This is a genomic window from Cupriavidus ulmosensis (assembly GCF_977008105.1).
Genome location: NZ_CDRMWP010000001.1, coordinates 432,220 through 456,954, shown reverse-complemented (window position 1 = coordinate 456,954; position 24,735 = coordinate 432,220). Strand labels below are relative to the sequence as shown.

At 66.7% G+C, this 24,735-nt stretch carries 23 protein-coding genes; 5 read left to right on the top strand and 18 right to left on the bottom strand.

All coding sequences use genetic code 11. From position 1 onward, the window contains the following. Window positions 1–48: 48 nt before the first annotated feature. The 4 genes from ctaD to ACWTPI_RS02025 all read right to left on the bottom strand — a co-directional run bounded on the left by ctaD (window position 49) and on the right by ACWTPI_RS02025 (window position 4,707). Window positions 49–1,677 (bottom strand): cytochrome c oxidase subunit I, encoded by a 1,629-nt coding sequence (gene ctaD, locus ACWTPI_RS02040; RefSeq protein WP_020202630.1) that lies wholly within the window; start codon window positions 1,675–1,677, stop codon window positions 49–51. Window positions 1,678–1,700: 23 nt separating this feature from the next. After that, window positions 1,701–2,957 carry a cytochrome c oxidase subunit II gene (gene coxB / locus ACWTPI_RS02035; RefSeq protein WP_029043521.1) on the bottom strand — a complete coding sequence of 419 codons (1,257 nt, stop codon included), beginning with the start codon at window positions 2,955–2,957 and terminating at the stop codon, window positions 1,701–1,703. 63 nt (window positions 2,958–3,020) lie between these two features. Then, a complete protein-coding gene (locus ACWTPI_RS02030) occupies window positions 3,021–3,530 on the bottom strand; it encodes a DUF2244 domain-containing protein (RefSeq protein ID WP_020202628.1) in 510 nt (169 codons plus the stop codon). Between the two features lie 232 nt (window positions 3,531–3,762). Beyond that, the gene (locus ACWTPI_RS02025) at window positions 3,763–4,707 is read right to left on the bottom strand and encodes a methyltransferase domain-containing protein (RefSeq protein WP_020202627.1); all 945 of its coding nucleotides are present in this window, start codon (window positions 4,705–4,707) and stop codon (window positions 3,763–3,765) included. On the opposite strand from ACWTPI_RS02025, the gene ACWTPI_RS02020 reads away from it, so the two are divergent. Then, the gene (locus tag ACWTPI_RS02020) at window positions 4,696–5,604 is read left to right on the top strand and encodes a phosphoribosyltransferase family protein (protein WP_454730853.1); all 909 of its coding nucleotides are present in this window, start codon (window positions 4,696–4,698) and stop codon (window positions 5,602–5,604) included. The two genes, ACWTPI_RS02025 and ACWTPI_RS02020, sit on opposite strands and share 12 nt — an antisense overlap. Window positions 5,605–5,699: 95 nt before the next feature. Continuing rightward, window positions 5,700–6,170: a tRNA (uridine(34)/cytosine(34)/5-carboxymethylaminomethyluridine(34)-2'-O)-methyltransferase TrmL gene (gene trmL / locus ACWTPI_RS02015; protein ID WP_020202625.1), complete on the top strand. Its 471-nt coding sequence runs from the start codon at window positions 5,700–5,702 to the stop codon at window positions 6,168–6,170. Window positions 6,171–6,177: 7 nt separating this feature from the next. Here the strand turns inward: trmL and ACWTPI_RS02010 are convergent, their stop codons facing one another. From ACWTPI_RS02010 to ACWTPI_RS01985, 6 genes are all read right to left on the bottom strand, one after another. After that, the gene (locus ACWTPI_RS02010) at window positions 6,178–7,173 is read right to left on the bottom strand and encodes a Bug family tripartite tricarboxylate transporter substrate binding protein (RefSeq protein ID WP_454730852.1); all 996 of its coding nucleotides are present in this window, start codon (window positions 7,171–7,173) and stop codon (window positions 6,178–6,180) included. Window positions 7,174–7,257: 84 nt separating this feature from the next. Then, complete coding sequence (locus ACWTPI_RS02005) at window positions 7,258–8,271, bottom strand: NAD(P)H-dependent glycerol-3-phosphate dehydrogenase (RefSeq protein WP_059410393.1); 1,014 nt, start codon at window positions 8,269–8,271, stop codon at window positions 7,258–7,260. Between the two features lie 116 nt (window positions 8,272–8,387). After that, on the bottom strand, window positions 8,388–8,906 hold the full coding sequence (secB, locus tag ACWTPI_RS02000; RefSeq protein WP_020202622.1) for a protein-export chaperone SecB: 519 nt from the start codon (window positions 8,904–8,906) through the stop codon (window positions 8,388–8,390). 194 nt (window positions 8,907–9,100) lie between these two features. Then, window positions 9,101–10,801, bottom strand: a complete 1,701-nt coding sequence (gene ltrA, locus ACWTPI_RS01995; RefSeq protein ID WP_454730851.1) for a group II intron reverse transcriptase/maturase — start codon at window positions 10,799–10,801, stop codon at window positions 9,101–9,103. 1,215 nt (window positions 10,802–12,016) lie between these two features. After that, a complete protein-coding gene (grxC, locus tag ACWTPI_RS01990) occupies window positions 12,017–12,274 on the bottom strand; it encodes a glutaredoxin 3 (RefSeq protein WP_020423754.1) in 258 nt (85 codons plus the stop codon). 88 nt (window positions 12,275–12,362) lie between these two features. After that, window positions 12,363–12,779, bottom strand: a complete 417-nt coding sequence (locus tag ACWTPI_RS01985) for a rhodanese-like domain-containing protein (RefSeq protein WP_020202620.1) — start codon at window positions 12,777–12,779, stop codon at window positions 12,363–12,365. Between the two features lie 139 nt (window positions 12,780–12,918). Here ACWTPI_RS01985 and gpmA point away from each other — a divergent pair, with 139 nt between their 5' ends. The 3 genes from gpmA (at window position 12,919) to ACWTPI_RS01970 (ending at window position 16,246) form a co-directional block, all read left to right on the top strand. Then, window positions 12,919–13,665 carry a 2,3-diphosphoglycerate-dependent phosphoglycerate mutase gene (gpmA, locus tag ACWTPI_RS01980; RefSeq protein WP_059410392.1) on the top strand — a complete coding sequence of 249 codons (747 nt, stop codon included), beginning with the start codon at window positions 12,919–12,921 and terminating at the stop codon, window positions 13,663–13,665. Between the two features lie 162 nt (window positions 13,666–13,827). After that, a complete protein-coding gene (locus tag ACWTPI_RS01975) occupies window positions 13,828–15,408 on the top strand; it encodes a S41 family peptidase (RefSeq protein WP_454730850.1) in 1,581 nt (526 codons plus the stop codon). Window positions 15,409–15,478: 70 nt separating this feature from the next. Further along, on the top strand, window positions 15,479–16,246 hold the full coding sequence (locus ACWTPI_RS01970) for a HesA/MoeB/ThiF family protein (RefSeq protein ID WP_454730849.1): 768 nt from the start codon (window positions 15,479–15,481) through the stop codon (window positions 16,244–16,246). 249 nt (window positions 16,247–16,495) lie between these two features. Here ACWTPI_RS01970 and bfr read toward each other — a convergent pair whose 3' ends face one another. The 8 genes from bfr to ACWTPI_RS01930 all read right to left on the bottom strand — a co-directional run bounded on the left by bfr (window position 16,496) and on the right by ACWTPI_RS01930 (window position 24,726). Further along, the gene (gene bfr, locus ACWTPI_RS01965; RefSeq protein WP_020202616.1) at window positions 16,496–16,975 is read right to left on the bottom strand and encodes a bacterioferritin; all 480 of its coding nucleotides are present in this window, start codon (window positions 16,973–16,975) and stop codon (window positions 16,496–16,498) included. A gap of 112 nt (window positions 16,976–17,087) precedes the next feature. Next, window positions 17,088–17,384 (bottom strand): (2Fe-2S)-binding protein, encoded by a 297-nt coding sequence (locus ACWTPI_RS01960; protein WP_020202615.1) that lies wholly within the window; start codon window positions 17,382–17,384, stop codon window positions 17,088–17,090. A 235-nt stretch (window positions 17,385–17,619) separates the two neighbouring features. Next, window positions 17,620–19,404: a phosphoenolpyruvate--protein phosphotransferase gene (gene ptsP / locus ACWTPI_RS01955; RefSeq protein ID WP_020202614.1), complete on the bottom strand. Its 1,785-nt coding sequence runs from the start codon at window positions 19,402–19,404 to the stop codon at window positions 17,620–17,622. 136 nt (window positions 19,405–19,540) lie between these two features. Beyond that, on the bottom strand, window positions 19,541–19,810 hold the full coding sequence (locus ACWTPI_RS01950) for an HPr family phosphocarrier protein (protein WP_020202613.1): 270 nt from the start codon (window positions 19,808–19,810) through the stop codon (window positions 19,541–19,543). Continuing rightward, window positions 19,779–20,234 (bottom strand): PTS sugar transporter subunit IIA, encoded by a 456-nt coding sequence (locus ACWTPI_RS01945; protein WP_020202612.1) that lies wholly within the window; start codon window positions 20,232–20,234, stop codon window positions 19,779–19,781. The genes ACWTPI_RS01950 and ACWTPI_RS01945 overlap by 32 nt, the downstream gene beginning before the upstream one ends. An 85-nt stretch (window positions 20,235–20,319) precedes the next feature. Then, window positions 20,320–21,273 (bottom strand): glutathione synthase, encoded by a 954-nt coding sequence (gshB, locus tag ACWTPI_RS01940; protein ID WP_454730848.1) that lies wholly within the window; start codon window positions 21,271–21,273, stop codon window positions 20,320–20,322. Between the two features lie 77 nt (window positions 21,274–21,350). Beyond that, window positions 21,351–22,646, bottom strand: coding sequence for a glutamate--cysteine ligase (gene gshA, locus ACWTPI_RS01935; RefSeq protein ID WP_029043517.1), 1,296 nt, complete (start codon window positions 22,644–22,646; stop codon window positions 21,351–21,353). Window positions 22,647–23,187: 541 nt separating this feature from the next. Further along, window positions 23,188–24,726: an ammonium transporter gene (locus tag ACWTPI_RS01930; RefSeq protein ID WP_020202609.1), complete on the bottom strand. Its 1,539-nt coding sequence runs from the start codon at window positions 24,724–24,726 to the stop codon at window positions 23,188–23,190. Window positions 24,727–24,735: the final 9 nt, after the last annotated feature.

Genomic DNA, 24,735 nt, shown 5'->3' with positions numbered 1-24,735 from the left:
GCGGCGGGGACAGGCGTCGCGCCCGTCCCCGCCGCGCCTGGTTACGGCTTACTTGACTTGCGGCGGCACCTCGAAGGTGTGGAACGGGGCCGGCGACGGCACGGTCCATTCCAGGCCTTCGGCGCCGTCCCAGGGCTTGTCCCCGGCCTTCTGGCCGCCACGGTACGACGGCAGCACCACGAAGAAGAAGAAATACACCTGCATCAGCCCGAAGCCCAGCGCGCCGATCGAGGCGATCGCGTTGAAGTCGGCGAACTGCGTCGGGTAGTCGGCATAGCGGCGCGGCATGCCGGCCAGGCCGAGGAAGTGCATCGGGAAGAACGTGATGTTGAAGAAGATCATCGAGCCCCAGAAGTGGATCTGGCCGCGGGTCTCGTTGTACATGAAGCCGCTCCACTTCGGGCCCCAGTAGTAGAAGCCCGAGAACATCGCGAACAGCGAGCCGGCCACCAGCACGTAGTGGAAGTGGGCCACGATGAAGTAGGTGTCCTGCAGCTGGATGTCGATCGGCGCGACCGCCGGCATCAGGCCGGTGAAGCCGCCGATGGTGAACACGAAGATGAAGCCGATGGCGAACAGCATCGGCGTCTCGAACGTCATCGAGCCGCGCCACATGGTGGCGATCCAGTTGAAGATCTTCACGGCGGTCGGCACCGCGATCAGCATGGTCGCGTACATGAAGAACAGCTGGCCCGTCACCGGCATGCCGGTCGTGAACATGTGGTGCGCCCACACGATGAACGACAGGATGGCGATCGAGGCGGTGGCGTACACCATCGAGCTGTAGCCGAACAGGCGCTTGCGCGCGAAGGTCGGCACCACGTGCGAGATGATCCCGAACGCGGGCAGGATCATGATGTACACCTCGGGGTGGCCGAAGAACCAGAAGATGTGCTGGTACATCACCGGGTCGCCGCCGCCGGCGGCCGAGAAGAAGCTCGTGCCGAAGTGGCGGTCGGTCAGCACCATCGTGATGGCGCCGGCCAGCACGGGCATCACGGCGATCAGCAGGTAGGCGGTGATGAGCCAGGTCCAGCAGAACATCGGCATCTTCATCAGCGTCATGCCGGGCGCGCGCATATTGAGCACGGTGACGATGATGTTGATCGAGCCCATGATCGACGACGCGCCCATGATGTGCATGGCGAAGATGGCCATGTCCATGCCCGGGCCCATCTGCACCGACAGCGGCGCGTACAGCGTCCAGCCGGCGGCGGTGGCGCCGCCCGGCGCGAAGAACGACAGCACCAGCAGCAGCGCGGCCGGCGGCATCAGCCAGAAGCTGAAGTTGTTCATGCGCGCGAACGCCATGTCGGAGGCGCCGATCTGCAGCGGGATCATCCAGTTGGCGAAGCCCACGAAGGCCGGCATGATCGCGCCGAACACCATGATCAGGCCGTGCATGGTGGTGAACTGGTTGAACAGCTCGGGGCGGAAGAACTGCAGGCCCGGCTCGAACAGTTCCAGGCGGATCAGCAGCGCCAGCATGCCGCCCGACAGCAGCATGGTGAACGAGAACAGCAGGTACAGCGTGCCGATGTCCTTGTGGTTGGTGGCGAACAGCCAGCGGCGCCAGCCATGCGGGTGATCGTGATGCTCATCGTGCGCGTGGTCATGCGCATGATCGTGCGCGTGGTCGTGCGGATGGCCGAGCGCGTCCGGGGTAGCAGTACTCATCGCGAAAACTCCTCTAGTCCTGATCAGCCTGCCGCGCGGTCGCCCGCGACGCTGGCCTGCTTGGCGGCGGGCTTGTCTTGCGCCTTGGGTGCGGCGTCGCCGCCCGCGGCGCCACCGCCTTCCGGGAACTTGCCCGCGCGGGCGTTCACGAAATCGCTCGGTTGAATCACTTCGCCGGTATGGTTGCCCCAGTTGTTGCGGGTAAAGGTCATGACGGCGGCGAGCTCGGTATCGGAGAGGTGCTTCCAGACGGGCATGGCGCCCTTGCCTTCGAGCAGGATGTGCATCTGGCCGGCCTTGGGGCCGTTGACGACCTTGGAGCCGTCCAGCGCCGGGAACGCGCCGCCGCCCTTGCCGGTGGGCTGGTGGCAGACCGCGCAGTTGGCGGCGTAGACCTTCTCGCCGCGCGCCTTGAGCTCGTCGAGGGTCCAGGTCTTGTTGGGGTCGTCGGCCTTGGCGGCGAGTTCCTTCTTCTTGCCGTCGACCCACTTGGCGTAGTCGGCGTCGGACACCACGCGCACCACGATCGGCATGAAGGCGTGTTCCTTGCCGCACAGCTCGGCGCACTGGCCGCGGTACACGCCGATCTTCTCGGCCTTGAACCAGGTGTCGCGCACGAAGCCGGGGATCGCGTCCTGCTTGACGCCGAACGCCGGGATCATCCACGCATGGATCACGTCGTTGGCGGTGGTGACGATGCGCACCTTCTTGTTGACGGGCACCACCAGCTCGTTGTCCACCTCCATCAGGTAGGTGTTGGACTTCGGCGCCTCGTTGTTGATCTGGTCGCGCGGGGTGGCCAGGGTGGAGACGAAGGAGATGCCCTCGCCTTCGCCCTTGAGGTAGTCATAACCCCATTTCCACTGGTAGCCGGTGGCCTTGATGGTGATGTCGGAATTGGTGGTGTCCTTCATCGCCACGACCGTCTTGGTGGCGGGCAGCGCCATGCCGATGACGATCAGGAAGGGGATGATGGTCCAGATCACCTCGACGGTGATGCTTTCGTGGAAGGAGGCAGATTTCGCACCCTTGGACCTGCGGTGCTTGAACACGGAATAGAACATCACGCCGAACACGCCGACGAAGATCACCGTGCAGATGATCAGCATCATCCAGTTCAGCCAGTGAATCTGTTCGGCGATCTTGGTGACGGGCTCGGCCAGATTGAGCTGTCGCACTGCGGGGCCGCCCGGCATGTCTTCCACCGCCAGGGCTGCCTGGCCAACGAGCAGGGACGCGCCCGTCAGACACGCTGCGGATGCCTTCTTCCACATTTTCATTTGTTATCTACCCAATTTACAGATGCAAATCTGTCAGCCTGCCCGGCCGCTGCCAGTCTCCATTCAAAGGCAACGCAAGGCAGATACGAGCTCCTGCGCGAACTTTCTGCGCTTGTACGGGTCCAGAAAACACCCCACCTGCACAACGCACTTACCCGAGCGCAACTGCACCAGCGCCCTTAACGATTCACCCTGTTCGACCCGCACCCAGAGCGGGTTGAACTCATGCCGGGTCAGCTGCCCGGCACTGACGGAGACGACCACCAGCAGGCCGCCCGCCAGGCTGACGCGTTCGTAGTCGGCCGCATGCCGCGCGTAGACCAGCAGCGCGATGCCCAGACCCAGCAGGTCCAGCCCGGCGAAGGGCAGCACGAGCCACGAACCCCGCCACGCAAAGCACAACGCGATGGCGAGCGAGACACAGACGATTGAGAGGTAGAACCAGCCGACCTGGCGTGGCGACAGCGAGCAATTCCGCTTCATCAGCCAGTCTTTGTCCGGCGCACCGGGCCCGCCGGGACTGCTGCCGGGCTCGTCTTGCGCCGTCTGGAATGCGATACCCAAGTCTTGCATCGCCCACCACTCTGCATAGGATGCACACCTGGGACGATCGCCTGGGCCGCACTAACTTAGTGCGATTCCGGGGCACATGTGCCAGGGGAACCACTGCGACAAACTGGCGCATTATAGGGCGCTTCACCTGCTCGAACAAGGCCGCCCCTTGACCGCCGGGGTGGCGCGCGACACGGTTTTGTGCTTCAGCGCGGTGCACGCGGCGGCCTCGCGGTGCCCCGTCCGGGGCACGCTATCGGCGCGGCCGCGCGCGTCCGATCTTGTCCAGCGGCACCACCGCGCGGCCCATTTCGTCGACGTCCTGCCGGCCGCGCGGCGCCAGTTTCCACGCATGCCCGTAGACGATCTCGAAGGTCAGCGGAATCAGCCCGTCGGCATTGCGGCGGCGCTCGAGCGCGCCCAGCAGCGCATCGAGCCAACGCCTGCCACGCAAGCCCTGGCTTGGGATTGGCGGCAGCCGCAGGCCGCCGAAGGCCTGTACTTCGCGCAGCAGGGTGCGCGGCGATTCATAGGTGATCGTCAGCGTTTCCATGTCCATCACGGGCGTGGACCAGCCGCTGTTGACCAGCATGTCGCCGATGTCGTGCATGTCGACGAAGCGCAGCGTGTGGGTGCCCGGATCGACCTCGGCGAAAGCCGCGCGCAACTCGGCCAGCGTGTCCGGGCCGAACAGCGAGAACAGCACCAGGCCCTCGTCACGTGCGACACGATGCCACTCGGGAAATACCCTATGTGGTTCAGGATGCCAGTGCAGCGCGAGGTTGGACCAGAGCAGGTCGAAGCTGGCCGGGGCAAACGGCAATGTGGCAAGATCGCCCTGCACCAGGTCGAACACGGGCCGCTTGCCGAGCATGCGCCCGAGCCATCCGGCCTGGCGCTGGGGATCACGCTGGGCCGCCTCGCGCAGCATGGCGCCGGAGATGTCCAGGCCGGCGATCTGCGCGTCCGGGTACTGCGCGCGCAGCGCCGCCAGGCCGCGGCCGTGGCCGCAGCCGATGTCCAGCGCGCGCGCGGGCGACAGCCGGATCATCTGCATGCGCTCCTGCATGCGCTGGCCGATCTCGCCCAGCAGGAAATCGAGCTGGCCGAAGCGCGCGCTGCGCCGGTCGAAGGCGAGGCGGGTCAGCCGCGCGGGCGGCAGATAGGCATCGGGGGAGTCGGCGTCATGCAGGGACACGGGCAAGCCAGGCAACAGGAGAATGAGGAACACGGCCGGACGCGCGCGCCCGGGCGGAATGCGGCGCGCGCGCCTGCGGGCGCGGCGGCCGGAGCGCAAGTATACGCGTGCGCCGCGTCCGCTGCCGGCGCCCGCCACGCCGAAGGCGCCCTGCGCCGCCAGGCGCGCCGGCTGTGGCGCGCGCTGCTGCCGTGCGCGTGCGCGCTGTGCGGCGAGGTGCAGGAAGACGCCGTGTGCGCCGGCTGCGCGCGCGAACTGCTGGCCCCGGCGGCGCGCTGCCGCGTCTGCGCGCGGCCTGCCCTGCGCCGCGATGCGCGCCACAGCTTGCGCCACGGTCCGCGCTGCCATCACTGCCGGCTCGAACCACCCGCGTTCGACGCCGCCGTCACGCTCGGCGACTACGCCAGCCCGCAGGACGGGCTGGTGCTGGCGCTCAAGTTCGGCGGCGCGCTGCCGCTCGCGGACTGGCTGGCGGCGGCGCTCGCCGAGCGCTGGCAGGCCATGCGCGATACCGCGCGCGCCCTGCCCGATCCTCCCGCCCTGCCCGACCTGCTGGCGCCGGTGCCGCTGTCGCCGCGGCGGCTGGCGGCGCGCGGCTTCAACCAGTCGTGGGAGATCGCCCGGCCGCTGGCGCGCCGCCTGGGCGTGCGCGCGCGCCCGGCGCTGCTGGCCCGCCTGCGCGACACACCGGCCCAGGCCTCGCTGGACCTGCCCGCGCGGCAGGCCAACCTGCGGGATGCCTTCGGCCTCGCGCCGGGTGGCGAGGTCGCCGGCCTGCACATCGGGCTGGTGGACGACGTGATGACCAGCGGCGCGACGCTCGGCGAGGCCGCGCGCGTGCTGAAGGCGCACGGCGCGGCGCGCGTCACCTTGTTCGTCCCGCTGCGCACGCCGTAGCGGGGGGGCACGGCGATGGCGGCGTGACAGGCGCCACCCGGCAAGGTAAGCTGCGCAGCGGTTTACAAGCGGCGCCCCGAGGCCCGCCCCCCAACATGTTCAATGTCGTCCTGGTCGAACCCGAGATCCCGCCGAACACCGGCAACGTGATCCGCCTGTGCGCCAATACCGGCGCCCGCCTGCACCTCGTCAAGCCGCTCGGCTTCCCGCTCGAGGATGCGCGCATGCGCCGCGCCGGCCTGGACTACCACGAGTACGCCACCATGCGCGTGCACGAGAACTGGGACGCCCTGATGGCCAGCGAACAGCCCGACCCGGCCCGCATGTTCGCGCTCACCACGCATGGCGCGACGCCGTTCGGGCAGGTCGCCTTCCGGCCCGGCGACTGGTTCGTGTTCGGCTCCGAGACGCGCGGCCTGGCGCCGGAGCGGCGCGAGTGGTTTCCCGCCGCGCAGCGCATCCGCCTGCCGATGCGCCCGGACAACCGCAGCCTCAACCTCTCCAACACGGTGGCCGTGGTGGTGTTCGAGGCCTGGCGCCAGAACGGCTTCGCCGGCGGCGCCTAGCGTTCGCCTACTCCGGCTGCACGCCGGCGATCCGGATCACCTTGTCCCAGCGCGCCTTCTCGTTCGCCAGGGTCTCGCGCAGCGACTGCGGCGCCGTGCCCGCCGGCGCGAAATACTGCGCGCGCATTTTGGCGCGCACGTCTTCGCTGCCGATGATCGCCACCAGCTCGCGGTAGAGCCGGTCGATCACCGGCGCGGGCGTGCCCGCCGGCGCCATCACGGCCTGCCACGAGATCGCCTCGAAGCCCGGATAACCGGACTCGGCCACGGTGGGCACCGCCGGCAGCAGGCTGGTGCGCCCGCTGGTGGTCACGGCGAGGACGCGCAGCTTGCCCGCGCTCACCAGGGGCATGGCGATCGCCGGCACCATGAAGCCGGCCTGCACCTGGCCGCCGACCATCGCCGTGGTGATCTGCGCGAAGCCCGGGTACGGAATATGGGCGAGGTCGATCTTCGCCATCGCCTTGAGCTGCTCCATCGCGAGATGGGCGGCGCTGCCGTTGCCGACCGAGCCGTAGTTCAGCGCGCCGGGACGCGCGCGCGCCAGCGCCACGAACTCGCGCACGTCGTGCACCGGCAGGCGCGCATCCACCACCAGCACGTTGGGCGAGGTCGCCACCAGCGAGACCGGCGCAAGCTGGCGCACGGGGTCGTAGCCGAGATGGCGCCACAGCGTCGGCGCCGTGACCAGCGGGCCGTTGATGGTCAGCAGCAGCGTGTAGCCGTCGGGCGCGGCGCGCGCCGCCATGCCGGTGCCGATATTGCCGCCGGCGCCGGGGCGGTTCTCCACCACCACCGGCTGGCCGAGCGACGCCGACAGCTTCTCGGCCAGCAGGCGCGCGATCAGGTCCGGCGAGGAGCCGGCCGGAAACGGCACCACCAGGCGCACCGGCCGCTCGGGCCAGTTGCCGGCCGCGCGCGCGGGAAACGCCAGCGCGGCGGGCACGGCGGCGGCAAGGGCCATCAGGACGCGGCGGCGGGCCGCGATGCAATCTTGGGACATGAGACAGGACCAGGGCGGCCGGACATCCGCGTCGGCGCGGGCATCACCGCCGGGAAAGGAAATGAAGGGGAAAAAGCGGCGCGCTCACTCGTCGCGCGCGTCGCGCTGGAGCAGGCGCGCCACCGCGTCGGCCACCGGCAGGCCATCGAACAGCACCGCGCACACCGCGCGCGTGATCGGCATCTCCACGCCGTGCGCGGCGGCCAGCGCCGCCACCGCCTGCGCGCAGCGCACGCCTTCGGCGACGTGGCCGAGGTCGGTGAGGATCTGCTCGAGCGTCATGCCCTGCGCCAGTTGCTGGCCGACCTTGCGGTTGCGCGAGAGGTCGCCGGTGGCGGTCAGGATCAGGTCGCCCACGCCGGCCAGGCCCATGAAGGTCTCGACGCGCCCGCCCAGCGCCATGCCCAGCCGCGTCATCTCGGCCAGGCCGCGCGTGACCAGCGCGGCGCGCGCGTTCAGGCCCAGGCCGAGCCCGTCGCTGGCGCCGGTGGCGATCGCCAGCACGTTCTTGACCGCGCCGCCCACCTCGGCGCCGACCAGGTCGTCGCTGCCGTAGATGCGCATGGCATGGTGATGGAAACCCTGCTGCGCCAGATCGGCCAGCAGCGGCGAGGTGCCGGCCACGGTCAGCGCGCACGGCAGGCCGAGCGCCACCTCGCGGGCGAAGCTGGGGCCGGTCAGCACGCCGAACATGGCGTCGCCGAGCCGGCCCGCGGCGTCGAGCTCCTCGCGCACCATCTGGTGCGGCAAGGCATTGGTGACGGCCTCGAAGCCCTTGCACAGCCACAGCATGCGCAGGCCGGCGCGGCGCGCGGCCAGCCGGCGCGTCATCTCGCGCAGGCCGGAGACCGGCGTGGCGACGATCAGCAGGCCGTCGGGATCGGCATCCACGTGCGCGGCGGCGCGCTCGAAGTCGGCCTGCACCGCGAGCCGCGCCGACAGCGCCACGCCGGGCAGGTAGGTGGCGTTTTCATGGCTGGCGCCGATCGCCGCCAGCCCGGCGGCCTCCCGGCCCCACAGCACCACGTCGTGGACCGCGGCCGCATGGCTGGCCAGCGCGGTGCCCCAGGCCCCGGCTCCGAAGACAGTGATTTTCATGACGCTTTGCCTCGCTCGAACGGCCTGCCGGCCGCGTGGCCCGCCGGGCGGGCCGGAAAACACAAAACGGGGCACGTGGCCCCGTCTTTACCGCATGCCGCGCCAGGATCCGAGGATCAGTGGCGGGCCTGGCTGCCGTCGGGCATCACGATGCCGCTGTTGCCGCCCTGGGCCGCTTCGGCTTCCTGCATGGCCGCCTGCAGGCGTTGCTCGTAGAGCGCCTGGAAGTTGATTTCCGACAGGTGGATGGCCTGGAAGCCGGCGCGCGTGATCACGTCGGCGATGTTGCCGCGCAGGTACGGGTAGAGGATGGTCGGGCAGGCGATGCCCAGCAGCGGGTCGAGCTGCTCCACCGGCACGTTGCGGATGTCGAAGATGCCGGCCTGGTGCGCTTCGACCAGGAAGGCGACCTTGTCCTGCACCTTGGTGGTCACGGTGCCGGTCACGACCACTTCGAAGATGCCTTCCTGCAGTTGGGTGGCACCCACGTTCACCTGGACTTCCACGGCCGGCGCTTCGGTCTCGAGGAAGATGGCGGGCGAGTTCGGCTGTTCGAGCGACATGTCCTTCAGGTACACGCGCTGGATGTTGAAGAACGGCTGGTCTTCCTGCTGATTGTTTTGCTGGTCGCTCATGAAAGGCTTCCGGGAATGGGCATTGGACGCCAGATACCGCGGCCGCGAGCCCCGCGGGCGGCTAAGGCCCAGGCTGGCGACCCGGGTCGGCACCCGGTTGGGAGGGTAGGAGTATACCATTGCTGGCCATACTCCCCCCTAAGAACCACACGTGCGAGTTTCCCCGCATGCGGCTCAAGCCTTTTACAAAATGTTCAATCGAACACCGGTTTCACAACAGTTTTACCGTAGTGATGTACTTGCTTATGGCAGTCCGGATGTAGCAGCACACGATTCCCTAGAGCATCTGAGCCTCCGTGAGTACGGTACTCGATGTGATGGTCTTCCCATCCCGTCTCCTTGGTAATCTTGCCTTCACACACCGCGCACAAGCCCCGCTGGGACATATACAGTTTGATCCATTGCTTTCGGTGCAACATGCTTTCCAGCATGCGTTCCTGCCGCAATGTCTCGCCATACCGTTCCTGCGCTGGATCGAAAGGATGGTAATCCCCTCGAATCTTCTTGTGCCGCCGGATAGGCGTACTCGCGAGTGAGTACAGCTCCAACCAGTAGCTACTGCCATTGCTTTCCGCGATGCGAGTACCAAACACCCAGTTCCGTTCACCGATTGAGCCGAAATACTTCCGTCGCACCCATTCAGCGTTCTTCCCTCGATGCCGCCGTTTCGCCCACCGCCATAGAGCCCTAAATACATCGCGCTCCACACGTGTAAACGCCGCTTTCGCAACCACTGGGCTGTGATACTGCGCCCAGCCTCTTAGCATCGGGTTCAGCAATCGGATGAGATCCTCCTGCGTCACCGCCTTGTTGGCACTAACGGTCTCCTTCACCTTGCGATAGAACGTTTGCACGTTTTTCTTGCTCGGTTTGATGAGCAGCGTTTCCGAGTATTTCCGGAAATTCCACCCTAGGAAATCGAAGCCGTCAGCGACATTGACAATCCGCGTTTTCTCCGTCGATAGTGTCAACCCCCGTACTGCCAGGAATTGCTCTACCCACGGCTTCACCTCGTTTTCTAATACCTCCGGCGTACAGCCAGTGATCACGAAGTCATCCGCGTACCGTACAACATTGACCTTGAGCTTTCGCAGATTGTTAACCCCCAATTTTGTCCGAAGGGACTCTATCAGTTGTCGTTCCAACCCGTTCAGTGCCACGTTTGCCAGAGTCGGGGAAATGATGCCCCCCTGTGGCGTTCCGGCTTCGGTCGCCTGAAGCTGGCCCTGAAATACCACGCCAGCCTTCAGCCATTTCCGCAGGATCACTTTGTCCATCCGGACATTGCGCTCCAGCCAGTCATGGCTGATATGGTCAAAGCAGCCTTTAATATCCGCTTCCAGAATCCATTGGGCCGAGACCTTTCTGGACAGGTTGACGAATAGCTGAGACATGGCATCCGCAGTGGAGCGATTGCTCCGAAACCCATAAGAGTTCGGATCGCTCGTTCCTTCGGACACCGGTTCCAGCGCCAGCAGATACAACGCTTGCATGGCCCGATCCAACATGGTCGGAATGCCCAGGGGGCGCTCCTTCCCGCTAGATTTGGGGATGTAAACCCTCCGTAATGGCATGGGCCGATACCCCCGGCGCTTCAACCGTCCGATGGCTGCCCACCGGACTTCAGGCGAGTCCCACAGTTCACGGTCGACGCCAGCCGTCCGTTTCCCTTGGTTCTCCGTCACCCGTCTTACCGCCGATGCTTTGGCGGAGAACGAGCGGGTCAGAGACCGTTGCAAGGCTTTCACCCTGCGCCAGTCCCCTTCCTGTGTCGCCTTCGCAATTCGAATCTGCATTGCTCGAACATTCCGTTCGACGCGGCGCCAATTAATGTCGCCCCATCGCTCTGGAATGCCGGAGGGCGCAGATTCATCCTTGCGGATCAATGCTTCCATGCTGCTCTCCTATCTTGAGGACTTCCCCAAACAGCAGAGACAACATGCCCCTTGAGGGACACATTGCCCCTCAAGGGAAGAAAATTAAACAAGCGAGTTCAGTCAGCCGTCTTGCGACGAAAGACCAGTTGGAAGTCTGCCCGCTTTCGCGTGGGATGATGTTTCAACCCCTATCCGGACCATTACAGCCCGGCATTCGCTTTCTCCAACCTCCCATACCCGCACAGCCGACAGCGTCCCTTGCGGTTCGCCTGCCTGAGCCAAACTGCGCTCCGGCAGCCATACGGGCTTACCACGTTCCCCGCGCGTTACACGACTGGGTTAGGGCCTGCCTCTTCGCCGGTGGTCTGATGACGACGTATTCCGAGTTTCCAGCGGAATATCCGACCACGTACCTTTTGGTTGATGCCTATCAGCAGCTTTGGCACCGTCATATTCACGGCGTTTACCAGCAGTTCACTTACATTACCCATACCAGCCAGCCTAGCTCCTCGACCCCATTGCTGCTGGGAGTCTCTGCCCACCGTCCTCACAGAGGATGGACACCCTTGCGGGGGCTACATTGTCAGGAGAGCTTCACACCCCACCGTTACCAGTGACGCATGTCTCCCTAGGCTACTGCTAGTCGCATAGCAGGTTCTCTATCAGAACACCCTCGCGGGTGAGTCCGACCGAACCATAACGCGCAGAGCTTCCGCTCCGGGACCTCACTTCCTTACTTCATGTGCTCCTTTACCAGCGAGCGCTTGACGACGGCGGTCTCTTTCGAGCGCATGCCCTCGTCCCAAAGAACGTAGCGCCGACCCTGATGGGTCGGTTTAAATGCTATGTAGCAGACAGGCAACGAAACAGAAGTTGCATCTCCACCCGCATCCTCCGGAGAGGGTGCGTACCGCAAAGACATCTGCCCAAAGGCAAGCGTCCCCGCCTTTGGGCAATGGCTGGAAATCCATCCAGCAAATAGCAAGCTGAGAGTTAGCCGATACGTTGGCCTTCCCACAACACATGGACTCGCCCCGGCCTTGCGGCTGGGCTTGTCAAAGCAAGAGATGGTTGAGATTGGACGGTTCTGGCCGAGGCCTTCCCCTTGTCTCAACAAAGGTCGATGCTCCTTACGTTGGAGCTACCCGGACACGATAGTGCGTGTCGCACGAAAACGCATATGGTACATGACGCGGGTGGCGAATTCACCCGCATCGCGGCTAGGAATTTGCCTCAGGCCGCCAGCAGCGGCACCAGGCCGCCCTTGCGGTCGAGCGCCGAGAGGTCGTCGAAACCGCCCACGTGGGTCTCGTCGATGTAGATCTGCGGCACCGTGCGGCGGCCGGTGCGGGTCATCATTTCTTCACGCTTGCCGGGTTCGCGGTCGATCAGGATCTTCTCGATCGACTCCACGCCCTTGGCCTTCAGAAGGCGCTCGGCCATCTGGCAATACGGGCAAACTACCGTGCTGTACATCACAACGCGGGCCATGCGGTTCTCCTTGAGACTAGAAACTGGCGCGGCTCGGGGCGGCCGGCGGGACAGCCGGCCCGGCACCCTGCCGCGCCCGGCGCGCGTCTTACTTGACCACCGGCAAGCCGGCTTGCTGCCATGCGGCCAGGCCGCCTTCGAGCGAATAGACCTCACTGTAACCGGCTTCCTTCAGCGCTGCTTGGCCCTTGCCCGAGCGCTGGCCGGTCTGGCACACCACGATGATGGGTACGGACTTGTCCTTTGCAAGGCCGGCGGCGCGGCTGGCCAGGTCGGCGAGCGGCGCGCTCTTGGCCTGCGGCAGGTGGCCCTTGGCGTATTCGGCGGCCTCGCGGATGTCCACCACCACCGCGTTGCGCCTGTTGATCAGCTGCGTCGCGCCAGCCGGGTTGACCGACTTGCCGCCCAGGGAGCCGCGCGAGATGACGGGCCAGGCCAGCAGGCCGCCCGACACCACGGCGATGGCGATCAGGGCAAGGTTGTTGTAGTCGGCGAAGAAATTCACGTTGGCATTCCGGTGGGTTGAGTCGGCGGCATTATAAAATAGACGGTTTCGCGCCCGCGAGCCGGCATTGTCTCCTACTTGACACATGAACGGAGCGAGTGACATGGCGCGCACCGGTTTCTCACGCTTTGGAAGCAGCATGTACAAACTCGTTCTCATTCGTCACGGCGAATCCACCTGGAATCTCGAAAACCGCTTCACCGGCTGGGTCGACGTCGACCTGACCGACACCGGCGTGGCGCAGGCCAAGCAGGCCGGCAAGCTGCTGCGCGAGGGCGGCTTCGCCTTCGACGTAGCCTATACCTCCGTGCTCAAGCGGGCCATCCGCACGCTGTGGCACGTGCAGGACGAGATGGACCAGATGTGGATCCCGGTGCGCAACGAGTGGCGCCTGAACGAGCGCCACTACGGCGCGCTGTCCGGCCTCAACAAGGCCGAGACCGCCGCCAAGTTCGGCGACCAGCAGGTGCTGGTCTGGCGCCGCAGCTACGACACCCCGCCGCCCGCGCTGGCGCAGGACGATCCGCGTGCCTCATACGACGACCCGCGCTACGCCGGCGTGCCGCGCGAGCAGATCCCGCTCACGGAATGCCTGAAGGACACGGTGGCCCGCGTGCTGCCGCTATGGAACGAATTCATTGCACCTGACATCAAATCCGGGAAGCGCGTGGTGATTGCCGCTCATGGCAACAGCATCCGCGCGCTGGTGAAGTACCTGGACCAGGTTTCGGATGACGACATCGTTGGCATCAACATTCCCAATGGCACCCCGCTCGTGTACGAGCTCGACGCCGAACTGCGTCCGCTGCGCCATTACTACCTGGGCGACCAGGAAGCGATCGCCGCATCGCTGGCCGCCGTGGCCAGCCAGGGCAAGGCACGCTGAGGCCAGGGCCGGGCGCGCGCCGCCGCGCGCTGCCCGGCCTTGGCTCGCAGCGGGTCAGGCCTTTTTTTCCACTCCCTCTTATACTGTCGGACACAACCGGCCGGTGTGACGCACCAGGCCGGGTCCGACACCGCATTTTCCTCACACGTTCAGGCAGCCCTCATGCGTAAGACGCTCAAGAACATCAGTCTTGTTACTGCCGGACTCGTCGCCGGCGTGCTGGCTACCATGCAACTCTCGGCCACGGCGCAGAATTCGTCCGGGCCGCTGCCGCTGGAGCAGTTGCGCCTGATGGCGGACATCTTCGGCCAGATCAAGCGCGAGTACGTGGAGCCGGTCGACGACAAGAAGCTGCTGACCGAAGCCATCAAGGGCATGGTCGCCAGCCTCGACCCGCATTCGGCCTACCTGGACGAAAAGGACTTCAAGGAACTGCAGGAAGGCACGCGCGGGCGCTTCGCCGGCCTGGGCATCGAGATCTCGCAGGAAGAAGGCCTGGTCAAGGTCATCAACCCGATCGAGGACACCCCCGCCTTCCGCGCCGGCATCCAGCCGGGCGACCTGATCACCCGCATCGACGACAAGCCCGTGCGCGGCCTGCCGCTGGAGCAGGCGGTCAAGCGCATGCGCGGCGAGCCGGGCACCAAGGTCACGCTGACCATCTACCGCAAGAGCGACGAGCGCACCTTCCCGGTCTCGATCACGCGCGCCGAGATCCGCGTGCAGTCGGTCAAGGCCAAGCTGATCGACAACGACCGCCTGGCCTGGGTGCGCCTGACCAGCTTCCAGGAACGCACCGTGGCCGACCTGGGCAAGAAGCTCGACGAGCTGGCCAAGAAGAACCCCAACCTCAAGGGCGTGATCCTCGACCTGCGCAACAACGGCGGCGGCGTGCTGCAAGGCGCCGTGGGCGTGGCCGCGGCCTTCCTGCCCGACGACGCGACCGTGGTCTCGACCAACGGCCAGGTGCCGGACGCCAAGCGCGTCTACAAGGCGACCTTCAACAACTACCGCCTGTCGTCGCTCGAGGACGATCCGCTCAAGGACCTGCCGGCGCTGTACAAGAAGATCCCGATGGTGGTGCTGACCAACGCCTACTCGGCCTCGGCTTCCGAGATCGTGGCCGGCGCGCTGCAGGACCACAAGCGCGCGCTGATCATGGGCAAGACCACCTTCGGCAAGGGCTCGGTGCAGACCGTGCGCCCGCTGACCAACGACACCGGCATCAAGCTGACCATCGCGTACTACTACACGCCGACCGGCAAGTCGATCCAGGCCAAGGGCATCCGCCCGGACATCCCGGTCGACCAGAACCCCGAGGGCGATCCCGACGACGCGCTGATCACGCGCGAGATCGACACCGAGCGCCACCTGCACAACAAGCAGGAATCGGAAGAGCCGGAGATGAACGAGCGCGAGCAGCGCCGCGTCGAGGAACTGCGCCGGCTCGAGGAAGAAAACGCCAAGAAGACGCCGGAGCAGCGCGACCAGGAACGCAAGAAGAAGCCCATCGAGTTCGGCTCGGCGGAAGACTTCATGCTGCAGCAGGCCGTCGCCCAGCTCGAAGGCCAGCCGGTCAAGCGCTCCAAGTCCAGGCTCGAAGCCGTGGCGACCTCCGACAAGCCGGCCACCAAGCCCGCGCCCAAGAGCACCGCGCCGGCCAAGCCCGCCACCAAGGACAAGGCGCCGGCGAGCGCGCCGATCGGGACCCCGCTGGGCACCCCGACCGGCAAGACTCCCTGAGATCCCGACCGGAAAAAGCGGCCCTGCGGGGCCGCTTTTTCGTTGCCAGGCATGAAGGACGCAAGGACGCATGAACGACGACCAACTGCTGCGCTACTCGCGGCACATCCTGCTCGACGAGCTCGGCATCGAAGGACAAGGCCGGCTGCTGGCCGGCCACGCGCTGGTGATCGGCGCCGGCGGGCTGGGCGCGGCCGCGCTGCCCTACCTAGCCTCGGCCGGGGTCGGCACCATCACGGTGGTGGACGACGACGTGGTCGACCTCACCAACCTGCAGCGCCAGGTGATCCACACCACCGCCAACGTCGGCCGGCCCAAGGTGGAGTCGGCGCGCGAAGGCATGCTGCGCATCAATCCGGACATCGACGTGCGGCTGATTGCCGCACGCGCGGGCGAGCCGGAACTCGCGCGGCTGGTCGCCGGGGCCGACGTGGTGCTCGACTGCAGCGACAACTTCGCCACGCGCCAGGCCGTCAACCGCGCCTGCGTGCGGCACCGCGTGCCGCTGGTGTCCGGCGCCGCGCTGCGCTTCGACGGGCAGGTCAGCGTGTTCGACCAGCGCCAGCCCGGCGCGCCGTGCTACGCCTGCCTGTTCCCGCCGTCGCAGCCCGCGCAGGAAGCCGCCTGCGCCAGCATGGGCGTGTTCGCGCCGCTGGTGGGCATGGTCGGCACCGTGCAGGTCGCCGAGGCGCTCAAGCTGCTGGCGGGCATCGGCACCAGCCTGGCCGGGCGCCTGCTGATGGTCGACGCGCTCGGCATGGAGTGGACCACCATGCGGCTCGCCCGCGCGCCGGACTGCGAGGTCTGCGGCGGGCACGACGGCGGGCACGGCGCCTAGCAATCCGGCTGGCGGCCAGGGACGATTTGCGGGGGCCAGGGCCTCGCCTCAACCGCTGTCCCGCGCGCGCAGGACGGCCCGCCCCGGATGGGCGCGAATGCGCTCGATCCGGCTCGCATGAGCTCGAATGGGAATCTGAATCCGAATGAGAGGAATTCCCGCCAGGACGCGGCGGATGGCGGCAGCACCGGACGGCGCCGCGCGGATGCGGCCACTGCGTTCTCGCGAACTTGCGGCCGACTGCCAGGCTTACTGTTCGCCCGGCTCCATCTGCGATTGCAGATAGTTCGGCAGGCCAACCTTGTCGATCAGGTCGATCTGCGTTTCCAGGTATTCGATGTGCTCTTCGGTGTCGGTCAGGATGTCGACCAGGATCTCGCGGCTGACGTAGTCGCCCACCGATTCGCAGTAAGCGATGCCTTCCTTGACCGTGGCGTGCGCGCCCTGCTCGAGCTTCAGGTCGCACTTGAGCATTTCCGGGGTGTCTTCGCCGAGCAGCAGCTTGTTCAGGTCCTGCAGGTTGGGCAGGCCGTCGAGCATGAGGATGCGTTCGATCAGGCGGTCGGCGTGCTTCATCTCGCCGATGGATTCCTTGTATTCCACCTCGCCGAGCTTCTTCAGGCCCCAGTGACGGTACATGCGGGCGTGCAGGAAATACTGGTTGATCGCGGTCAGCTCGTTCTTGAGCTGCGCGTTCAGGTGTTGGATGACCTTCTTGTCACCTTTCATTTGGAGGCTCCTGTAGCATCGGAACCCCGCATAAACGCGAAGCGGCGCAAGATGCGCCGCATGCAGTCTGGAAATGGGAAAACGCCCCGCAACCTGGAAGTTGCGGGCGAGTTCAGGCAACCAGCTCGGTTTGCTGGTCGTTCGCGACTGCCGGGTCCCGAGTGTCCATTATGGCACGCGGACCTGAGGACGAACAGGACGAAATGTCCACCATCTGGATGGTGGCGACCGTGACGCTGCGCACCGCGGCCACGCCTTCGCACAGCACCTGCTGTGCGCAATCGCGGCAGCGCCCGCAGCAGGTGCCCACGCCCAGCGTTTCCGCCAGTTCGTCGAGCGTTTCCACGCCGAGATGCACGGCGCCATGGATTTCTCGGTCGGTAACCTGGTTGCAGATGCAAACGTACACAAATCCCTCCTTGGGGCAGGGGTGACACCGGCATGTCACCCGCGATGTACGCCAGAATATCAGAGATCGAAAATGATAACAATTCCCATTAAGCCACAAAGGGTACATGCCCGGAAAGCGCCACTCGGACGGCGTTGCCGGCATGCGGGAGGCGTCACAGCGCTGTCTTGAAGTGCCGGATACCGCGCCCGCGGGCGTGGTATCCGGCAGAAAAACCCCAAGGCGGACAGGGTTGTCAGAGCTGCTTGAGCGCGCAGGCCAGCTCGTCCGGCTCGTAGGCCTCGAGCACCTGCCCCACCAGGCGCTCGAGGCGCTGGCAGTCGGCGTGGAGGACTTCCTGCTTGACCCGCAGCAGTTGCGAGGGATGCATCGAGAACTCGCGCAGGCCCATGCCCAGCAGCAGGCGCGTCATGGCCGGGTCGCCCGCCATCTCGCCGCACACCGCCACCGGCACGCCGGCGTGGTTGGCCTCGCGGATGGTGCGCGCGATCAGTTGCAGCACGGCCGGGTGCAGCGGGTCGTACAGGTGCGCCACGGCGTTGTCGGCGCGGTCGATGGCCAGCGTGTACTGGATCAGGTCGTTGGTGCCGATCGAGAGGAAATCCATGCGCCGCAGGAACAGCGGCAGCATCAGCACCGCGGCCGGGATCTCGATCATGGCGCCGACCTTGAGGTTGGGGTCGAAGGCCTGGCCGCGCGCCGCCAGCTGGCGCTTGGCCTGGGCGATCAGCTCCAGGGTCTGGTCGATCTCGCGCGCGTGCGCCAGCATCGGGATCAGCAGCCGCACCGGCCCGAACGCCGAGGCGCGCAGCAGCGCGCGCAACTGGGTCAGGAACATGGTCGGCTCGGACAGCGACCAGCGGATCGCGCGCAGGCCCAGCGCCGGGTTGAGCGCGGTCTCGAAGTCATCGCCGCGGTCGCCGCGCCCGTCCCTGCCGTCGCGCCCGTCGAGCGGCTTGTCGGCACCGATGTCGATGGTGCGGATCGTGACGGGCAGCCCGTGCATGGCATCCACGGCGCCGCGGTAGGCCTGGAACTGTTCCTCCTCGTCGGGCAGCTCGCCGCGCCGGTTCATGAACAGGAACTCGGAGCGGAACAGGCCCACGCCGACCGCGCCCGCGGCCAGCGCCGCGCTGGCGTCCTCGGCCATCTCGATGTTGGCCAGCAGGTCGATCTCCAGCCCGTCCAGCGTCACCGCCGGCGTATGGCGCAGGCGCTGCAGGCGCTTCTTCTCCAGCGCGCGCTCGCTCTGGCGGTGGCGGTATTCCTCGAGGATGATCGCCGACGGGTCCACGATCACCAGCCCGGCGTCGCCGTCGATGATGACCCAGTCGTCCTGGCGGATCAGCTCGCTGGCGCTCTGCACGCCCACCGCGGCGGGGATGTCCAGGCTGCGCGCCACGATGGCGGTATGCGAGGTGCGCCCGCCCAGGTCGGTCACGAAGCCGTGGAACACGGTATGGCGGAACTGCAGCATGTCGGCCGGCGCGATGTCGTGCGCGACCACGATCACGCCCGGCGCGGGCTCGCCGTCCGGCGCCAGCGAGGACGGCGGCGCCGGGGCCGGCGCCAGCATGGCCGCGCCGGCCAGCACCTTGAGAATGCGCTCGACCACCTGGCGGATGTCCGCCTTGCGCTCGCGCAGGTACTCGTCCTCGATTTCGTCGAACTGCCGCATCAGCTCTTCGAGCCGCGTGGTCAGCGCCCATTCGGCGTTGTAGCGGCGGTTGCGGATCAGCGCCTCGGGCTCGCGCGCGAGCGCCTCGTCGTCGAGGATCATCGCGTGCACGTCGAGAAAGGCGCCCATCTCCTCGGGCGCCTCGCGCGGCAGGTCCCGCTTGAGCGCGGCGAGCTCGGCGCGCACCACGGCGCGCGCCGAGCGCAGGCGCTCGACCTCGTCGTCGAGCCGGTCTTCGTCGACCAGGTAATGGGAGACATCGAGCGCGGCAGGCGCCAGCAGATGCGCGCGGCCGATGGCGACGCCGCGCGAGACCGGGATGCCGTGCAGGGCAAATGGCATGTACCGCTCCGTCAGGAACGTTTAAAGAAATCTGGCCAGGGCCAGCAGTCTCAGGAGCCGTTGCGGAACGCGGCGAGGCGGCCCCGGCCGGGCGCGCCGTGGCGGACGCTGCCGCCGCCTGGTCCCGCTCGGGCCTTTACTCTCCCTCGCCGAAGCGGTTGGCGATCAGCGCCAGCAGCGCGTCCATCGCCTCCTGCTCGTCGGGCCCGTCGGTCTCGATGGTCACGGTCGAGCCGATGCCGGCGGCCAGCATCATCACGCCCATGATGCTCTTGGCGTCGACCTGCCGGCCATTGCGCGACATCTTGACCTGACTCACGAAACTGCCCGCCAGCTGCGTCAGCTTGGCGGAAGCGCGGGCATGCAGCCCGAGCTTATTGATGATGTTGGTGTCCCTCTGCAGCATATTTGTCGGGATGATTTGCGATCTGGTTCTGGACGGTGGTGGAGCCTACCTGCAGCACCCCTTGCGAGCCGCCGGCCAGCGCCTTGAGGGCGAGCTGGTCGAGCTTCTCGGTACGGTAGCAAATGGCGCGCACCAGCATGGGAAGGTTGACGCCGGCGAGCACCCTGACGCGGCCCGGCTCGGCCAGGCGCGCGGCGATGTTGGCCGGCGTGGCGCCGAAGATGTCGGTCAGCACCAGCGCGCCGTTGTCCTCGCAGATTTCCGCCAGGCGGCGCCGCGCTTCGGCCAGCACGGCGGCCGGCTCGGCGTCGGGCATGACGTCGATCGCTTCGAGCCGCTGCGGCTGGCCGCAGTAGACGTGGGCGGCGCACTCGCGCAATGCCGAAGCCAGCGGGGCGTGCGCGATGATCAGGATGCCTGCCATGGTGGTGAATCCGTTGGATTGACGCGATTGTAGCAGGCGCTCCAGCCCGCGAATCGGCCAGGACGCCCCGCCTCCGGCGGGGCGCTCAGGCCGCGCGGGCCTGCACCGCCTGCTCCAGCGCGTCGATGAACATGGCGGCCACCCGGAAGCCGGTCTGCTGCGTGATTTCCTGGAAGCAGGTCGGGCTCGTCACATTGACTTCGGTGAGGTAGTCGCCGATCGCGTCCAGCCCCACCAGCAGCAGGCCGCGCTGCCACAGCCCCGGCGCCAGCGCCTCGGCGATCTCGCGGTCGCGCCGCGACAACTCCTGCGCGCGCCCGGTGCCGCCCGCGGCCAGGTTGCCGCGCACCTCGCCGTCCTTGGGAATGCGCGCCAGCGCATACGGCACCGGCTTGCCGCCGATCAGCAGGATGCGCTTGTCGCCGTCCTTGATCTCGGGGATGTAGCGCTGCGCCATCAGCGTGCGCGCGCCATTCTCGCCCAGCGTCTCGATGATGGAGCCGAGGTTCAGGCCGTCCGCGCCGACGCGGAAGATGCCCATGCCGCCCATGCCGTCGAGCGGCTTGAGGATGACGTCGCGGTGCTCGGCGTGGAACGCGCGGATGCGCTCGGCATCGCGCGTGACCAGGGTCGGCGTGATGAACTGGGGATACTTGGCGATCGCCAGCTTCTCGGAAAAGTCGCGCACCGCCTGCGGCTTGTTGAACACGTTGGCGCCATGCGACTCGGCCAGCTCCAGCAGCCAGGTGCTGGTCACGTATTCCATGTCGAACGGCGGGTCCTTGCGCATCAGCACCGCGTCGAAGCCGGTCAGCGGCTGCAGCGACGGCTCGCCGGCGCGGTACCAGTCATGGGCGTCGCCGGTCAGCTGCAGCGGGCTCGTGACCGCCTCGACCTGGTGCGCCGACAGCGACAACTGCGACTGCAGGCAGACGAACAACGTGTGGCCGCGCGCGGCCGCCTCCACCATCATGGCGTAGGTGGAGTCCTTGTAGGTCTTGAAGGTGTCCAGCGGGTCGGTAATAAACAGAATGCGCATGATGGCTCGTCCCGGGTGACAGGATCGCCGCGCGCGTCGCGCGGCACGTCGGGGCGCCGCCCGGGGGCGGCGCCGCCTTACAGAATCGGATTGGGGTCGGTCTTCTCGAGTTCCAGCGAGGCCGCCAGCAGCGCCAGCCGCGCCACCACGCCATACATGTAGAAACGGTTCGGCACCGCCGCGCCCGGCTTGGCATGGCTGTCCGGGATGCCGTTGGGCGCGAACGCCAGCGGCACGAAATGCATGCCCGGCGCGTTCAGGTTCTCGTCGTTGCCGCGGCCGGTGTGCACGCGGTAGAAGCCGCCGACCACGTAGCGGTCGATCATGTACACCACCGGCTCGGCCACCGCCTCGTTGACCTTCTCGAAGGTGTGCACGCCTTCCTGGATGATGACGTCGTTGACCTCGAGGCCTTCCTTGACGACGCTCATCTTGTTGCGTTCCTTGCGGTTCAGCCCCTTGACCTCGGACGGGTCGCGCACGGTCATGATGCCCATGCCGTAGGTGCCCGCGTCGGCCTTGACCACCACGTAGGGCGTTTCCTTGATGCCGTACTCGCGGTACTTCTTGGCGATCTTCTTGAGCACCGCCTCGACCGAGTCGGCCAGCGCTTCCTCGCCCACGCGCTCGTGGAAATCGATGCCCGAGCACTTGGCGAAGTACGGGTTGACCATCCACGGGTCGATGTCGATCAGCTTGGCGAACTTCTTGGCCACCTCGTCATAGGCGGCGAAGTGGCTGGTCTTGCGCCGCGTCGACCAGCCCGCGTGCAGCGGCGGCAGCAGGTACTGCTCGTTGATATTCTCCAGGATCGGCGGGATGCCGGCCGAGAGATCGTTGTTGAGCAGGATCGAACAGGGATCGAAGTCCTTCAGGCCCAGCCGGCGCCCGCGCACGCCCAGGCGCGCCAGCGGCTCGACCACCAGCGTCTGGCCGTCGGGCAGCTCGATCGGGGTGGGCTCGGTGATGTCCTCGGACAGCGAGCCCAGGCGCACGTTGAGCCCGGCCTGGCGCATGATCAGCGACAGGCGCGCCACGTTCTGCAGATAGAACATGTTGCGCGTGTGGCGCTCGGGGATCAGCAGCAGGTTCTTGGCGTCCGGGCAGATCTTCTCGATCGCGGCCATCGCGGCCTGCACCGCCAGCGGCAGCATCTCCGGCGCGAGGTTGTTGAAGCCGCCCGGGAACAGGTTGGTATCGACCGGGGCCAGCTTGAAACCGGCGTTGCGCAGGTCCACCGAACAGTAGAACGGAGGCGTATGTTCCTGCCATTCCAGCCTGAACCAGCGCTCGATGGACGGCGTCGCGTCCAGGATCTTTTTTTCCAGTTCGAGCAGCGGACCGTTCAGCGCGGTGATGAGATGCGGGACCATATACATCCTATTGATCGTCTTTATCGTTCGCCCAGATTGTAGAGGAACGGCCAATTGGCTGCTGGCGCCGCCTGAATAAGCATATGCGAGCACCGGCAAGAGGATGAAGAATATGGGGGTGGCGGGCCGGATTAAAAGGGGGACGCAAAGGGGACCGCGCGCCAGCCGCCAGCCTCCCGGGCCGAGGGCGGCGCCGGGGCGCCGGGACAAAAAAAAGCGCGACGTTCGTCGCGCTTTCAAATGGCCTGACAGATACGGGGAGCGTTCTGCAGGTGGAGGAAACTGCCTCACTCGCACTGTATGTGCGCCGCCCCCCTAAAACAATTGAAGCTTTTTAAGATCGGATTTAAGCACTTGGCGAAAAGTCCATGTCGGCAGTGTGCGTAAGGCACCGCCGGGCGCCGGCGGCGCACGATGCCGGCAGGTTCGGCGCCAAAGCCGCCACGATGCCGGCACCAGAATGAAAAAAGCCCGGCACAAGGCCGGGCGAAACTCCTGAGAGAAGATTCCCAATCAGCTCTCCAGCACAACACCTTTACGATCAGGCCTCATACGCGGTCTCGCCGTGCGAGGTAATGTCCAGACCCTCGCGCTCTTCTTCTTCCGGCACCCGCAGGCCGATCAGCATATCCACCAGCTTGTAGGCCACGAAGGCCACCACGCCGGACCACACGATGGTGGTCAGCACACCTTCGAACTGGATCCACACCTGGCCGGCGATCGAATAGTCGTCGGCGACCTTGTTGGCCACGTAGTCGTAGACACCCGTGCCGCCCAGGCTCGGCGCGGCGAACACGCCGGTCAGCAGCGCACCCAGGATGCCGCCCACGCCGTGCACGCCGAACACGTCCAGCGAGTCGTCCATGCCCAGCAGCTTCTTCAGTCCGGTCACGCCCCACAGGCACAGCAGGCCCGCGGCGATGCCGATCACGATCGAGCCCATCGGGCCGACGAAGCCGGCCGCCGGGGTGATCGCCACCAGGCCGGCCACGGCGCCCGAGGCACCGCCCAGCATCGACGGCTTGCCCTTGCTGATCCACTCGCCGAAGGTCCAGGCCAGCACCGCGGCGCAGGTGGCCAGCAGCGTGTTGACGAAGGCCAGCGCGGCGCCGCCGTTGGCTTCCAGGCCCGAGCCGGCGTTGAAGCCGAACCAGCCGAACCACAGCAGCGAAGCACCCACCATCGTGAAGGTCAGGCTGTGCGGACGCAGTGCCTCGCGGCCGAAGCCGATGCGCTTGCCGAACATGAAGGCACCCACCAGGCCGGCCACGGCCGCGTTGATGTGCACCACCGTGCCGCCGGCGTAGTCGAGCGCGCCCTTCTGGAACAGCCAGCCGCCCTTGGCCGTGGCCGCCGCGCCTGCTGCCGCGTCGGTGTAGGCGTCAGGACCCGGCCAGAACCAGACCATGTGGGCCATCGGGATGTAGGCGAAGGTGAACCACAGCACCACGAACACCAGCACCGCCGAGAACTTGGCGCGCTCGGCGAAGGCGCCGATGATCAGGCCGCAGGTGATCGCCGCGAAAGCGCACTGGAAGGCGAAGAAGGCCAGTTCCGGCACCACCACGCCCTTGCTGAAGGTCGCGGTCACGGCGTCGGCGACCAGACCCTTCATGAAGAGCCGGTCGGTGCCGCCGAAGAAGGCGTTGCCCTCGGTGAAGGCGAAGCTGTAGCCGTAGATGGCCCACAGCAGCGACACCAGCGAGAAGATCACCAGGCACTGCATCAGCACCGACAGCATGTTCTTCGAACGGACCAGGCCGCCGTAGAACAGGGCCAGGCCGGGCAGCGTCATCAGGATGACGAAGGCGGTCGCGACCAGCAGCCAGGCGGTGTCGCCCTTGTTGGGCACAGGTGCCGGGGCAGCCTCGGGCGCGGCGGCCGGTGCGGCGGCGGCCGCCGCGGCAGGCGCGGCCGCTGCGGGCGCGGGCGCGGGTGCCGCGGCAGCGGCGGCCGGGGCCGACGCTTCGGCGGCAGGCTTGTCCTGCGCCACGGCTTGCGTGGCCAGGCCGAGGCCGGCCGTGCCCAGGGCCAGCGCCACGGCGCCGGTTGTCAGGATGCGCTTGAACCAGGATTTCATGTGATTAAC

Excerpts from the sequence above, each read along its gene's own strand:
- ACWTPI_RS02020 (WP_454730853.1), top strand. The coding sequence starts at position 4,696 with ATGCAGGGACACGGGCAAGCCAGGCAACAGGAGAATGAGGAACACGGC.
- gshB (WP_454730848.1), bottom strand. The coding sequence starts at position 21,273 with ATGCGCATTCTGTTTATTACCGACCCGCTGGACACCTTCAAGACCTAC.
- trmL (WP_020202625.1), top strand. The coding sequence starts at position 5,700 with ATGTTCAATGTCGTCCTGGTCGAACCCGAGATCCCGCCGAACACCGGC.
- gshA (WP_029043517.1), bottom strand. The coding sequence starts at position 22,646 with ATGGTCCCGCATCTCATCACCGCGCTGAACGGTCCGCTGCTCGAACTG.
- ctaD (WP_020202630.1), bottom strand. The coding sequence starts at position 1,677 with ATGAGTACTGCTACCCCGGACGCGCTCGGCCATCCGCACGACCACGCG.
- ltrA (WP_454730851.1), bottom strand. The coding sequence starts at position 10,801 with ATGGAAGCATTGATCCGCAAGGATGAATCTGCGCCCTCCGGCATTCCA.
- ACWTPI_RS01930 (WP_020202609.1), bottom strand. The coding sequence starts at position 24,726 with ATGAAATCCTGGTTCAAGCGCATCCTGACAACCGGCGCCGTGGCGCTG.
- gpmA (WP_059410392.1), top strand. The coding sequence starts at position 12,919 with ATGTACAAACTCGTTCTCATTCGTCACGGCGAATCCACCTGGAATCTC.
- ACWTPI_RS01950 (WP_020202613.1), bottom strand. The coding sequence starts at position 19,810 with ATGCTGCAGAGGGACACCAACATCATCAATAAGCTCGGGCTGCATGCC.
- ACWTPI_RS02005 (WP_059410393.1), bottom strand. The coding sequence starts at position 8,271 with ATGAAAATCACTGTCTTCGGAGCCGGGGCCTGGGGCACCGCGCTGGCC.
- ACWTPI_RS02030 (WP_020202628.1), bottom strand. The coding sequence starts at position 3,530 with ATGCAAGACTTGGGTATCGCATTCCAGACGGCGCAAGACGAGCCCGGC.
- ACWTPI_RS01970 (WP_454730849.1), top strand. The coding sequence starts at position 15,479 with ATGAACGACGACCAACTGCTGCGCTACTCGCGGCACATCCTGCTCGAC.
- secB (WP_020202622.1), bottom strand. The coding sequence starts at position 8,906 with ATGAGCGACCAGCAAAACAATCAGCAGGAAGACCAGCCGTTCTTCAAC.
- coxB (WP_029043521.1), bottom strand. The coding sequence starts at position 2,957 with ATGAAAATGTGGAAGAAGGCATCCGCAGCGTGTCTGACGGGCGCGTCC.
- grxC (WP_020423754.1), bottom strand. The coding sequence starts at position 12,274 with ATGGCCCGCGTTGTGATGTACAGCACGGTAGTTTGCCCGTATTGCCAG.
- ACWTPI_RS01975 (WP_454730850.1), top strand. The coding sequence starts at position 13,828 with ATGCGTAAGACGCTCAAGAACATCAGTCTTGTTACTGCCGGACTCGTC.
- ptsP (WP_020202614.1), bottom strand. The coding sequence starts at position 19,404 with ATGCCATTTGCCCTGCACGGCATCCCGGTCTCGCGCGGCGTCGCCATC.
- bfr (WP_020202616.1), bottom strand. The coding sequence starts at position 16,975 with ATGAAAGGTGACAAGAAGGTCATCCAACACCTGAACGCGCAGCTCAAG.
- ACWTPI_RS01945 (WP_020202612.1), bottom strand. The coding sequence starts at position 20,234 with ATGGCAGGCATCCTGATCATCGCGCACGCCCCGCTGGCTTCGGCATTG.
- ACWTPI_RS02010 (WP_454730852.1), bottom strand. The coding sequence starts at position 7,173 with ATGTCCCAAGATTGCATCGCGGCCCGCCGCCGCGTCCTGATGGCCCTT.